This window comes from Actinomadura sp. NPDC047616, assembly GCF_040642915.1.
Lineage (GTDB): Bacteria > Actinomycetota > Actinomycetes > Streptosporangiales > Streptosporangiaceae > Spirillospora > Spirillospora miaoliensis.
Genome location: NZ_JBEYTB010000003.1, coordinates 128,942 through 141,614, shown reverse-complemented (window position 1 = coordinate 141,614; position 12,673 = coordinate 128,942). Strand labels below are relative to the sequence as shown.

Here is a 12,673-nt window from a genome sequence, read left to right as displayed (position 1 = left end):
CGCGAACGTCCGGCTACGTCCGGCCGCGGCCGGGTATGGCCTCGTCAGGTGGGGATACCTGTGACGTGGGGATAATCGAATGACCCGGCGACCGCACCGTGAGACGATCGCCGGGAAGACACAGCCGCTCAGCGGCGTTCTACAGAGGACTTATGACTCAACTCTTCTCTGAAGACCACGAGCCCCGGATTCCGGACGCGCTCCGCGACGAGCCGATGACCGGGGAACTCGATCTGGAGGACCGCCGCGCGCTGCGCCGCGTGGCGGGCCTGTCCACCGAACTCACCGACGTCACCGAGGTCGAGTACCGCGCCCTGCGGCTCGAACGCGTCGTGCTCATCGGCGTGTGGACCGACGGCACCGCCGAGGCGGCCGACAACTCGCTGCGCGAGCTGGCGCTGCTGGCCGAGACCGCCGGATCACAGGTGCTGGAGGGCATGATCCAGCGGCGCAGCCGACCCGACCCGGCGACCTACATCGGCGCGGGCAAGGCCGCCGAACTGCGCGACGTGGTGGCCGCCACCGGCGCCGACACCGTCATCTGCGACGGCGAGCTGTCGCCGAGCCAGCTGCGGCACCTGGAGGAGACCGTCCAGGTCAAGGTCATCGACCGGACCGCGCTGATCCTGGACATCTTCGCCCAGCACGCCCGCAGCCGCGAGGGCAAGGCGCAGGTCGAGCTGGCCCAGCTGGACTACCTGCTGCCGCGCCTGCGCGGCTGGGGCGGCAACCTGTCCCGGCAGGTCGGCGGCCGCGCCGCCGGCGGCGTGGGCATCGGCGGCCGCGGCCCCGGCGAGACCAAGATCGAGCTGGACCGGCGCCGCATCCGCGCCCGCATGGCCAAGCTGCGCCGCCAGATCGCCGACATGGCCAAGGCCCGCGACACCAAGCGCGGCGAGCGGCGCCGCAACGAGGTGCCCGCCGTGGCGATCGCCGGCTACACCAACGCGGGCAAGTCGTCGCTGCTCAACCGGCTCACCGGCGCCGGGGTGCTGGTGGAGAACGCGCTGTTCGCCACCCTGGACCCCACGGTCCGGCGCGCGCAGACGCCCGGCGGCCGCGCCTACACGCTGGCCGACACGGTCGGGTTCGTCCGGCACCTGCCGCACCAGCTGGTCGAGGCGTTCCGCTCCACCCTGGAGGAGGTCGCCGACGCCGACCTGATCCTGCACGTGGTGGACGGGGCCGACGCCGACCCCGAGGCCCAGATCGACGCGGTCCGCGAGGTCCTGCGCGAGATCGGCGCCGAGGGCATCCCGGAACTCGTCGTGATCAACAAGGCGGACGCCGCCGACGAGCTCACGCTGGCCCGGCTGCAACGCCGGGAACCGCACAGCGTGGTCGTCTCGGCCCGCACCGGCGCCGGGATCGCCGAGCTGCGCGCGGCCATCGAGGCCGACCTGCCCGGCCTGGAGCGCGAACTGCGGGTCCTGGTGCCGTACGACCGCGGCGACCTGGTCGCCCAGGTCCACAGCCGCGGCGAGGTGCTCAAGCTGGAGCACCTGGCCGAGGGCACCGCCCTGCACGCCCGCGTCCCGGACGACCTGGCCGGCGAACTGGAGCGCTTCGAGGACCTGGCTCCCACCCCCTGACCCGGCCGCCCTGAAGCGGCCGCGCCGGGGGATGCGCGGAGTGACGTGGCGGACTGCCCGAACGCGCGGGACGGCGTCCCGCCTTCGGGGATGCGGGCGGCCTCGGGCCGCCCGCACCGTCGCACAGCCCGTCAGTTCTGGTGCTCCGGGTGTCTCGGTGCCCGGGATTTCCCACAAAGGCGGTGGATTTCGGGGGAGATGCGGTACCGTTGCGGGGATGGTGGGCGTTTTGAGCGCCCTTCCGAAATCCGTCTTCGGGGCCGACCGAATGTGGTCTCTGTGGTCGCCGAACGGTGACAGCTTCTCCATTCCGCTTGACGGTTCCGCCGTAACCCGTACGGTCGTATGACTAGGGGCGGGTGAGGCGTCGATGCGGTGCGGACAGGTATTGCATGGTTTATCGGGTGGTATGCGAGTTTTGTCCGGTTATCGGACCTCGGTGAACCGTCCGCGCGCACGTCTCGCACCATCCCCAGCCCGCCGCCACCTTCGGGGAACCTCGGTCGAGACGCCCGCGTTGACGAGCCAGAGGTTGTCGGCCGGGCCGTCAGTGCACTACCGTGACGAAACCGATATCTACGGTCTCGTTGCTCATGGCGATCGCAGGATCGCCCAACCCTCCAGCGGTGAGTCGCCGGCACCCAGTCGGCGTTTCGGATCGAGAGCAGGTGGCCCTCTTCATGGCGTCCCGTTCAGCGCCGAACGGCGCGATGTCCCATCCGGGTCGGTGACCCGATGACGGTACGGCTGTTGACGAACATCGGCAGGCTCTGGACGGGCACCGACGTCTGCAGCAACGCCGCCGTTCTCATCCACGACGACCGGATCGTGTGGGCAGGCCCGGCGGCCGACCTGCCGCAGAGCGTGCCCGGCGTCATCGACGACATCGTCGACGTCGACCACGTGGAGAACCTCGGCGGCGGCCTGGTCACGCCCGGGCTGATCGACGCCCACTCGCACCCCGTCTACGCGGGCAACCGCTGGGCCGAGCTGGCCATGCGCACCAGCGGCTCGTCCCACTCGGCGATCGCCGCGGCGGGCGGCGGGGTCAACTCCACGGTCACCGTGACCCGCGGCACCGACCCCTGGACGCTGTGCAACGGCGTCCGCGAGCGGCTGCGCCAGTGGATCCTCGCGGGCACCACCACGGTCGAGGCCAAGACCGGCTACCACCTCACCCGCGACGGCGAGCTCGCCGACATCCGCATGCTGCGCTCGCTGGAGAGCGAGCCCGCCATGCCGCGCATCCACGCCACCTTCCTGGCCGCGCACATCCTGCCGCCGGAGTTCTTCGGCCGCCGCCGCGACTACATCGAGGCCATCCGGCTGTGGGCCGCCGACGCCGCCGCGGCGGGCGCCGACAGCATCGACGTGTACTGCGACGAAGGTCACTTCACCGCCGAGGAGGCCCGCGCCCTGCTGCTCACCGGCAAGCGCGCCGGGCTCAAGGCCCGCATGCACGCCTGCGCCAACGAACGCGTCGGCGCCGCGCAGGTCGCCGCCGAGGTCGGCTGCGCCTCCGCCGACCTGCTCACCCACGCCAACGAGGACGACATCAAGGCCCTGGCGCACGCCGGGGTCACCGCCACCGTCTGCCCGGGCAGCGCGCTCAACAGCTCGCGTCCCCCGGCGCCGGTGCGCGCCATGCTCGACCGCGGCGTCACCGTCGCCCTCGGCACCGACCACAACCCCGGCCAGTGCGGCATCACCTCGATGCCGCTGGTCATCGGCCTGGCCGTGGCGATGTACGGGCTCAGCGTCACCGAGGCCCTGCGCGCCGCCACCCTCGGCGGCGCGGCCGCGCTGCGCGTCGGCGACCGCGGCTCCCTGGCCCCGGGCATGCTGGCCGACATCGTCCTGTGGGACGCCGACCACGAGGGCGCGTTCGCCTGGGCGTTCGGGCTGCGTGCCCTGCGCGTGTGGAGGGGCGGCGTCCCCGTCCAGTCCTGAGCGACGCCCCGCGTCCGGCCGCGTCGGCCGCGCCGCATAGCCGCGCGGCCCGGGCGTTCACCGGCCTCGTCCACGGGTAGGGAGCGACGGACACGACACCGTTACAGGCGGACACCTTCGCGTTACACCCCGAGGAGTAGCCTCGCCCCATGGCCAGCGCGGTTGCGGTCGTCACGGACTCCACTGCCTACCTTCCCCCGGGCCTCGCCGAACGCCACGGGATCACCGTCGTGCCGCTGCAGATCGTCATCGGCGGCACGGTACGGGACGAGGGGCAGATCACCAGCGCAGAGGCGGCGCGGGCCCTCAAGGAGTGGCATCCCGTCACCACCTCCCGCCCGTCGCCCGAACGTTTCGCGCACGCGTTCAAGGCCGCCGCGGGCGGCGGTGCGCGCGCCGTCGTCTCGGTCCACCTGTCCGCGGCCATGTCCGGCACCGTGGAGGCCGCCAGGCTCGCCGCCGAGGACGCCCCTGTGCCCGTCCGCGTCGTCGACACCGGCGCCATCGGCCTCGGCCTGGGCTTCGCCGCCCTGTCGGCGGCCGCGGCCGCCCTGCGCGGCGCCGACGCCGACGAGGTCGCGGCAGCCGCCGAACACCGCGCCCGCCTGTCCCGCTCCCTGTTCTACGTCGACACCCTCGAACACCTGCGCCGCGGCGGCCGCATCGGCGCCGCCGCCACGCTGCTCGGCTCGGCCCTCATGATGAAACCGCTGCTGAGCATCGTGGACGGCCGCATCGCCCCGCTGGAGAAGGTCCGCACCTCGTCCCGGGCGATCGCCCGGATGGAGGAACTCGCCGCCGACCTCGCCGGCGACCGCCCCGTCGACCTCGGCATCCAGCACCTGGGCGCCGCCCCGCGAGCCGAAACCCTCGCCTCCCGCCTGCGCGACCGCATTCCCCAGGTCAAGGACCTCTACGTCGGCGAGGTCGGCCCCGTCATCGGCGCCCACGCCGGCCCCGGCATGCTCGGCGTCGTCGTGGCCCCGCACCTCTGAGCCGAGTTATCCACAATCTCCGCGAGGTCTGTGGCGCCCCGTCTCCGCCGCCTAACGTCGAGCCTCGTGAGAAACCTCCCGGCCCCACCATCGGCCTACCTGCGCTCCACTCCCACCCACCCCCACCCGCCACCGGCGGTTGCCCGTAGAGCCGTCCAGCGCCCGTACGTCGACACCCGGCACTCCACCGCGCGGTCGGTGCGCGGTGGGCGGGGCGATGGTGGCGGTGTCCGGGCGGTGGAGCGTCGGGCGGGTGGTGGGGAGTCTGGGCGTGTGGGGGTGGATGGAGGGGGTGCGGAGCCGGTGCGGGGGGACGAGCCTGTAGACGGCCGGGCCGAGGCGCGTGGCTTCAGGATGCTGGGGGCGGCGCGTCCAGAGCCCGGATCGGGACCACCTCGCCCACCGGATGACAAGACCGCGGGGAGGCACGGACGGGTCGCCGACGTGCTGGGCCGGCTGGATCCCGGGGCCGGAGGTGTACGGGCGCTCGTCCTCGTGGCCCTGGTCGCGGCGCTGGTGGCCGCCGGTTACCTCTGGATGGCGCGGCCGCGTCCCGTCGCGGAGGCCGGCGGACGGCCGGCACTGGTCGCGGGCTCGTCGGCGCCCGCCGCGCCCGCCCCCACAGCCGCCGGCGGACAGGGCGCGCCGGTCATGGTGCACGTGTACGGCAAGGTCAGGCGGCCCGGTGTGGTCACCCTGCCCGGCGGGTCGCGGGTGGCGGACGCCATCAAGGCGGCCGGGGGAGTGCGGCCGGGAGCCGGTACGGGAGCGCTCAATCTCGCCCGCAAGGTGGTGGACGGCGAGCAGATCGCGGTCGGTGTGCGGGCGCCGTCCGCCGCCCCCACACCGGCCGCGACGCCCGGCGGGGCGGCCGGGCCGTCCGCCGCCGGCGGCGCGCAGCTCGACCTCAACACGGCCAGCGTCGACCAGCTCGACCAGCTGCCCGGGGTCGGGCCCGTCCTCGCCCAGCGCATCGTGGACTACCGCACCCAGCACGGCGCGTTCCGCTCCGTGGAGCAGCTCCAGGAGGTCTCGGGCATCGGCGAGCGGCGGTTCGCCGACCTCAAGAGGCTGGTGCGCGTGTGAAGGACCATGACCTGCGGCTGGTCGCCCCGGCCGTGGCCGCCTGGCTCGCCGCGGCGGTCGCGATCGGCACGGGACGGGCCGTCGCGTACGGCATCGCCGGTGCCGCCGTGGCCGCGGTCGTGCTCGTCGGCCGCCGCCGGGGCGATGCGCGCCGCTGGTGCACGCTGGCGTTGACGTGCGCCGCGGCGTCGGCCGCCGGGGTGGGGCTCCGTGCCACGGCCGTCGAGTCCGGCCCGGTGCGCGCCCTCGCCGAGGCGGGCGGCCGCGCGGCGGTCGAGGCGGTGGTGACCGCGGATCCACAGCCGGTGGCCGGGCGGCGGTTCGCCCTGATACGGATGCGGGCCGAGACCGTTGACGCCCGCGGGCGCAAGACCAGGGTGCGCGTCCCGATCCTGGCGGTCGCCGCCGATCGACGCTGGATCGGCCTGCTGCCCAGCCAGCGGGTGCGCTTCACCGGCCGGTTCGCTCCGCCGAGGCGGGTCGAGCTGCTCGCCGCCGTGGTCGTGGTGCGCGGCCCGCCGACCGTGCTGAGTCCCGCCTCGACCGTCCAGCGGGCCGCCGAGCACGTGCGCGCGAGGTTGCGCCTGGCCGTGGCCCGGCTGCCGCCCGACCAACGCGGCGTCCTGCCCGGCATGGTCGTGGGCGACACCTCCCGGCTCGACCCCCGGCTCGCCGAGGACTTCCGGACCGCCGGGCTCACCCACCTGCTCGTGGTGTCCGGGGCGAACCTGGCGATCGTCATCGGCGCGGTCCTGGGCCTGTGCCGTCTGGCCGGGCTGGGACGGCGGCGAGCGCCGTTCATCGCCGCACTGGCCGTACCGGTGTTCGTGGTGGTCGCCCGTCCGGAGCCCAGCGTGCTGCGGGCGACCGTCATGGGGTTGATCGGCCTGTTGGCGATGTTCACCGGACGGCGACGGCAAGGGCTGCCCGCGCTCTGTGCAGCGGTCCTGCTGCTGGTGCTGATCGACCCGACGCTCGCCCGCTCGTACGGGTTCGCGCTGTCCGTGCTGGCCACCGCCGGCCTGCTCGTCCTCGCGCCGCCGTGGCGGGAACGGCTGCGGCGCCGGGTGCCGGGGCCGCTGGCAGACGCCTTGGCCGTCGCGGCGGCCGCGCAGATCGCCGTCGCCCCCGTCCTGGTGATGCTGTCCGGAGAGGTGGGCGTGGTGGCCGTCCTGGCGAACCTGCTCGCCGCCCCCGCCGTACCGCCCGCCACGCTCCTCGGCGCCGCCGCCACTCTGATCGCGCTGGTCTGGCCCGAGGCGGCCCAGGTCGTGGTGTGGCCCGCCGGGCTGGCGGTCGGCTGGATCGTGTGGGTGGCCCGGACGGCGGCCGACCTTCCGTACGCCACCATCCCGTGGCGCGGCGGCGGACTCGGCGCGCTGGCGCTGCTCGCCGCCGGCGGCTGCGCCGTGCTGACCCTGCGGTACCGCCGTGTCCGGCTCGTCGTCGTGGCGGCCATGGCGGGCACGCTCGTCGCGGTCGCCGGCCTGCGGATCCTGTCTCCGGGCTGGCCGCCGCCGGGCTGGATGATGGTCGCCTGCGACGTCGGCCAGGGCGACGCCGTCGTGCTGTCGACCGCGCCCGGACGGGCCGTCGTGGTCGACACCGGCCCGGAACCCCGTCCGGTGGACGCCTGCCTCGACCGTCTCGGCATACGCGAGGTTCCCCTGCTCGTCCTCACCCACCCACACGCCGATCACGTCGACGGCATCGCCGGTGTCCGCGACGGACGCGGCCTGCACATGGTGCTGACCACACCCCTCGGCACCGCCAAGGAGGCCCTTCCAGCCCTCGTTCCAGCCGGCCCGCCCGCCCGCACACCGGTCGGTGGCCCGGCGGTGGGTGAAGGGTCCCAGTGCGCCAAGACCGATGGCGCCCGGCCTTCCTCCGGACAGTCGCGATGTGGGACGGTGGCGCGTTCGGCGGTGGCCGGGCAGCGTTGGCAGATCGACGACCTGACCTTGTCGATCTTGGGGCCCGCAGGAACCGGGCCTCGGCTGACCCCCGATGACGATGGGACGGCCATCAACAACGCGAGCGTTGTGCTCCTGGCCCAGCGGCCGGGATTCAGCGCCCTCCTCGCCGGAGACGTCGAACCCGAGGCGCAGCGCGTCCTGCAGGGCGTCGTGCCGCCGGTGCAGGTGCTGAAGGTGCCACATCATGGGTCCCGTAAGCAGGAGCCGGCGTTCTTGGCCGCGACACATGCGGCGATCTCCATCATCTCGGTCGGACGGGACAACGACTACGGCCACCCGTCCACCGCCACCATGGACATGCTGCGCCGTCTCGGCATGCGCATCCACCGCACTGACCAGGAAGGAGACATCGCCGTCGTCCGCACCGCCGCGGGCCTGGCCGTCGTCACCCGCCACTGACACCCCTGCAGCACTCCGGGCAAGTCCGCCTGCCGCGCCCCACCGCGTCGCAGAAGACGGTCGTTCCTGTGCGCCCCGGCAGGCTGGACGCCTGCACGTCCCCGGCATGCCACCGCCCCGCGGGGGTCTGTCGTGGGGGCTGGTGCTTGTGGGTTTGGGGGGCGGTGTTTCGCGGTGGGGTTGTGTGGGGTGGCTTGGGGACGGGGTGGGGCGTGGCATGCTGCTGGGGTGTCGGGTGAAGCCCTGAATCTGATCGTCGGAGACGAAGAGCTGCTCGTGGAGCGGGCGGTCGGTGAGATCGTGGCGGAGGCGCGCGCCGCCGATCCGGAGCTCGAGGTGATCGACCTGGTGCCGGGCGGCCTGGAGCCGGGACGGCTGGCGGAGCTGACCTCGCCGTCGCTGTTCGGCGGCGGCAAGGTGCTGGTGCTGCGCGCCGCACAGGACCTGGGCAAGGACCTGACCGCCGAAGTCCTCGCCTACGCCAAGCGGCCCGCCGAGGACGTCGTCCTGGTGGTCGTCCACCATGGCGGGGCCAAGGGCAAGGCGCTGGTGGACGGGCTCACCAAGCTCAAGGCCCGCAAGATCGCCCGGCCGAAGCTCACCAAGATGGGGGACCGGGTCGCCTTCGTCCGTGAGGAGATCCGCCGGTCGGGCGGCAAGGTGTCGCAGGACGCGGCGCGGTCGCTCATCGACGCCGTCGGCAACGACCTGCGGGAACTGGCCGCGGCGTGCAGTCAGCTCGTCGCCGACACCGGCGGCAGGGTGGACGACGCGGCCGTCGCGCGCTACTACCGGGGCCGCGCCGAGGTCAGCGGTTTCACCGTCGCCGACAAGGCGATCGAGGGGCAGCTCGCCGACGCGCTGGAGCAGCTGCGGTGGGCGCTGGCCACCGGCGTCGCGCCGGTGCTGATCGTCAGCGCGCTGGCGCAGGGCGTGCGGGGGCTGGCCAAGGTCGGCGGAGCGCCCCGGGGGGCGCGGGGAGCGGCGCTGGCCAAGGAACTCGGCATGCCCCCGTGGAAGATCGAACGCGTGCAGCGGCAGCTGCGCGGCTGGTCCGGCAACGGTGTCGCGCGGGCGCTGAGCGTGGTCGCCGAGGCGGACGCGCAGGTCAAGGGCGGCGCCGCCGATCCCGCCTACGCGCTGGAGAAGGCGGTGGGGGCGATCGTCGCCGCACGCGCGATGCGCTGACCCGCCGCCCGCCCGGTGGCCGGGTCAGTCGCGGAAGTGCAGGTACCGGGGCGGGACGCTCTCGACCAGCCAGACGTCGTTGGGGGTCACGCGGAACTCGTGGCCGTCGGCGGCCATGCGGCCGGAGTCCACGGTGAGGACCACGGGGCGACCCCGGCGGGAGCCGACGCGCTCGGCGGTCTCGCGGTCGGGGGACAGGTGGACGGCGTGGCGGTTCATGCGGCGCAGGCCGTCGCGGCGGATGGCGGCCACGAAACGGGACGTGGTGCCGTGGTACAGGTACGGCGGCGGGGGCGTGACGGGCAGGTCGAGATCGACGTCGACCGAGTGGCCCTGGTTGGCGCGGATACGGCGCCCGGTTGCGTCCAGGGCGTAGCGCCGCTTGTCGTTGGCGGCCACCACGCGGTCGAGCTCGTCGCGCGAGAAGGGGAAGCCGTGGCGGGCGGCGGCCGACAGCAGTTCGTCGACGTCCACCCAGCCGTGCGGGTCCAGGGTGATTCCGATGTCCTGGGGGCGGTGCCGCAGATGCCGGGCCAGGTACTTGGAGATCCTCACGGTGCGGCGTTCGTCCACGAGGGTCACAGTACGCCGGACGCCGCGGCCCCATCGGACCGCGGCGTCACCGGACGAGCGCGGGAGTTACTCGGCGCCCTGCAGGGCGGCGGCCTGCTTGGCGATCGCCGACTTGCGGTTGGCGGCCTGGTTCTTGTGGATGACGCCCTTGCTGACGGCCTTGTCCAGCTTGCGGGCGGCGTGCCGCTGCAGCGCGACCGCCTGCTCGACGTCGCCCGCCTCGGCGGCCTCGCGGAACTTGCGGATCGCCGTCTTCAGCTCGGACTTGACGGCCTTGTTGCGCAGACGGCGCTTCTCGTTCTGCTTGTTCCGCTTGATCTGGGACTTGATGTTAGCCACGTCGTAGTGCCTCAGCTTGGTTGCGATCCTTCGCCTGCCCACGTGAACGGACAGGCTCCGACGAAAGGGTTTGGACGGGGGCGACGGTGCCCCAGGGCACGACGCTACGCCACACGCAGTCGCACAGCCTATCAATCACCGCCGTCCCGCCAAAACCGAGCGGCGCCCCGTGCACCGAGCACGCCGCGCGGCATGGGACCATGGAATACGGCATGATCTGCCGCATCCATGTCCACCAGTGAGTTTGCGAACGGACGCCGGTGCCTGAGCCGAACAAGACCGATCCCGCGATCATCCGGAACTTCTGCATCATCGCGCACATCGACCACGGCAAGTCGACGCTCGCCGACCGCATGCTGCAGCTGACCGGCGTGGTCGAGGAGCGCCAGATGCGCGCCCAGTACCTGGACCGCATGGACATCGAGCGCGAGCGGGGCATCACGATCAAGAGCCAGGCGGTCCGGCTGCCGTGGACCGGGGCGGACGGCCGCGACTACGTGCTCAACCTCATCGACACGCCGGGGCACGTCGACTTCTCCTACGAGGTGTCCCGGTCGCTGGCGGCGTGCGAGGGCGCGGTGCTGCTGGTGGACGCGGCGCAGGGCATCGAGGCGCAGACGCTGGCCAACCTGTACCTGGCGCTGGAGGCCGACCTGCACCTGATCCCGGTGCTCAACAAGATCGACCTGCCCGCGGCGCAGCCCGACAAGTACGCCGAGGAGCTGGCCGGGATCATCGGCTGCGACCCGTCCGAGGTGCTGCGGGTCAGCGGCAAGACCGGCGCCGGCGTGCCCGAGCTGCTCAACCGGATCGTCGAGACGGTCCCGGCGCCGGTCGGCGACGCCGACGGCCCGGCCCGGGCGCTGATCTTCGACTCGGTGTACGACACCTACCGCGGCGTGGTGACGTACGTGCGGATCGTCGACGGGCACCTGTCGCGGCGCGAGAAGAGCCTGATGATGTCCACGGGCGCGGCGCACGAGACCCTCGAGGTCGGGGTGATCTCGCCCGAGCCCAAGCCGGTGGAGGGGCTGGGCGTCGGCGAGGTCGGCTACCTGATCACCGGCGTGAAGGACGTCCGGCAGGCGCGGGTCGGCGACACCGTCACCGGGGCGTCCAAGCCGGCGCCCGAGCCGCTGGGCGGCTACCAGGACCCCAAGCCCATGGTGTTCTCCGGCCTGTACCCGGTGGACGGCGACCAGTACCCCGAGCTGCGCGACGCCCTGGACAAGCTGCGGCTCAACGACGCCGCGCTGATCTACGAGCCGGAGACCTCGGCCGCGCTGGGCTTCGGCTTCCGCTGCGGCTTCCTCGGCCTGCTGCACATGGAGATCGTCCGGGAGCGGCTGGAACGCGAGTTCGACCTGTCGCTGATCGCCACCGCGCCCAACGTGGTCTACCGGGTGCTGATGGAGGACGGCTCCGAGCACGTGGTCACCAACCCCAGCGAGTTCCCCGAGGGCAAGATCGGCGCGGTGTACGAGCCGGTGGTGCGGGCGACGATCCTGTCCCCGAGCGACCACATCGGCGCGATCATGGAGCTGTGCCAGGGCCGGCGCGGCCTCCTGCAGGGCATGGACTACCTGTCGGAGAACCGGGTCGAGATCCGCTACACGCTGCCCCTCGCCGAGATCATCTTCGACTTCTTCGACCAGCTGAAGTCGCGCACCCGCGGCTACGCCTCGCTGGACTACGAGCCCAGCGGCGAGCAGGAGGCCGACCTGGTCAAGGTGGACATCCTGCTGCAGGGCGAGTCGGTGGACGCCTTCAGCCAGATCGTGCACCGCGACAAGGCCCGCGAGTACGGGCTGATGATGACCGGCAAGCTCAAGGAGCTCATTCCGCGGCAGCAGTTCGAGGTGCCCATCCAGGCCGCGATCGGCGCGCGCATCATCGCCCGCGAGAACATCCGCGCCATCCGCAAGGACGTGCTCGCCAAGTGCTACGGCGGCGACATCTCCCGTAAGCGCAAGCTGCTGGAGAGGCAGAAGGAAGGCAAGAAGCGGATGAAGACGATCGGCCGTGTCGACGTCCCGCAGGAGGCCTTCGTCGCCGCCCTGTCCACGGGCGAGTCGTCGCAGGACAAGGGCAAGAAGTAACGCCCCCCGCCTGAGGCGCCCCCGGACGCGACGGGCCGTGATGCCCCGTGTCCGAGAACGCCCCAGCCCCAGAGGCACGCAAGCCCTTGTGTCGGCATGCCCGCAAGCCGGCATGCCCGCGGCGGTGTCGTGCCCCTAAGACCGCCGTCTCCGCAGTGGCGTCGCACCCATGAAGCCGCTGTGGCCGCAGCCGGTGCGGTTCCTGTGAAGCCGCGGTAGGCGGCATGTGCGTGGAGCTGATGTTTCTGTGTTGGGGGCGTGCCGTGTGGCCGTGGTAGCGGTCGTGCCGTTGAGGTTGTGGGAGGTGCCCTGTGGGTGACGTGTGCCTGTGGTGGTCTGTCGGGCCCTGAGGCGCTGTGGTCGTGGGGGCGTGTCTGGAAGGACGGCGGCAGGCGCATGTGCGTGGATTGGGGTGTGCCTGCGGTGGGGTGGGGTCGCGAATGCCGCCGGTCTCTCGGGCAAGGTCGACCAGAGGT

At 72.9% G+C, this 12,673-nt stretch carries 9 protein-coding genes; 7 read left to right on the top strand and 2 right to left on the bottom strand.

Features of this window, described 5'->3' with window-relative positions; all coding sequences use genetic code 11:
- Nucleotides 1-215: 215 nt before the first annotated feature.
- The 6 genes from hflX (at nucleotide 216) to holA (ending at nucleotide 9,186) form a co-directional block, all read left to right on the top strand.
- Complete coding sequence (gene hflX / locus ABZ801_RS08270; protein WP_360695672.1) at nucleotides 216-1,592, top strand: GTPase HflX; 1,377 nt, start codon at nucleotides 216-218, stop codon at nucleotides 1,590-1,592.
- A 735-nt stretch (nucleotides 1,593-2,327) separates the two neighbouring features.
- Nucleotides 2,328-3,542, top strand: a complete 1,215-nt coding sequence (gene hutI / locus ABZ801_RS08265; protein WP_360694471.1) for an imidazolonepropionase — start codon at nucleotides 2,328-2,330, stop codon at nucleotides 3,540-3,542.
- Nucleotides 3,543-3,691: 149 nt separating this feature from the next.
- Nucleotides 3,692-4,537: a DegV family protein gene (locus tag ABZ801_RS08260; RefSeq protein WP_360694468.1), complete on the top strand. Its 846-nt coding sequence runs from the start codon at nucleotides 3,692-3,694 to the stop codon at nucleotides 4,535-4,537.
- 444 nt (nucleotides 4,538-4,981) lie between these two features.
- Entirely contained in the window at nucleotides 4,982-5,623 is a 642-nt protein-coding gene (locus ABZ801_RS08255; RefSeq protein ID WP_360694465.1) for a ComEA family DNA-binding protein, read from the top strand.
- Nucleotides 5,620-7,998: a ComEC/Rec2 family competence protein gene (locus tag ABZ801_RS08250; RefSeq protein WP_360694463.1), complete on the top strand. Its 2,379-nt coding sequence runs from the start codon at nucleotides 5,620-5,622 to the stop codon at nucleotides 7,996-7,998. The genes ABZ801_RS08255 and ABZ801_RS08250 overlap by 4 nt, the downstream gene beginning before the upstream one ends.
- A 228-nt stretch (nucleotides 7,999-8,226) precedes the next feature.
- Nucleotides 8,227-9,186 (top strand): DNA polymerase III subunit delta, encoded by a 960-nt coding sequence (gene holA, locus ABZ801_RS08245; protein WP_344949980.1) that lies wholly within the window; start codon nucleotides 8,227-8,229, stop codon nucleotides 9,184-9,186.
- A 24-nt stretch (nucleotides 9,187-9,210) separates the two neighbouring features.
- Here holA and ABZ801_RS08240 read toward each other — a convergent pair whose 3' ends face one another.
- A complete protein-coding gene (locus ABZ801_RS08240; RefSeq protein ID WP_360694460.1) occupies nucleotides 9,211-9,759 on the bottom strand; it encodes an RNA 2'-phosphotransferase in 549 nt (182 codons plus the stop codon).
- A 66-nt stretch (nucleotides 9,760-9,825) separates the two neighbouring features.
- On the bottom strand, nucleotides 9,826-10,098 hold the full coding sequence (gene rpsT / locus ABZ801_RS08235) for a 30S ribosomal protein S20 (protein WP_360694457.1): 273 nt from the start codon (nucleotides 10,096-10,098) through the stop codon (nucleotides 9,826-9,828).
- A 260-nt stretch (nucleotides 10,099-10,358) separates the two neighbouring features.
- Here rpsT and lepA point away from each other — a divergent pair, with 260 nt between their 5' ends.
- Nucleotides 10,359-12,197 carry a translation elongation factor 4 gene (gene lepA, locus ABZ801_RS08230; protein WP_360694454.1) on the top strand — a complete coding sequence of 613 codons (1,839 nt, stop codon included), beginning with the start codon at nucleotides 10,359-10,361 and terminating at the stop codon, nucleotides 12,195-12,197.
- Nucleotides 12,198-12,673 lie beyond the last annotated feature (476 nt).

What these genes read in the sequence shown, in the direction of transcription:
- hflX (WP_360695672.1), top strand. Translation starts at nt 216, where the DNA reads ATGACCGGGGAACTCGATCTGGAGGACCGCCGCGCGCTGCGCCGCGTG.
- hutI (WP_360694471.1), top strand. Translation starts at nt 2,328, where the DNA reads ATGACGGTACGGCTGTTGACGAACATCGGCAGGCTCTGGACGGGCACC.
- ABZ801_RS08260 (WP_360694468.1), top strand. Translation starts at nt 3,692, where the DNA reads ATGGCCAGCGCGGTTGCGGTCGTCACGGACTCCACTGCCTACCTTCCC.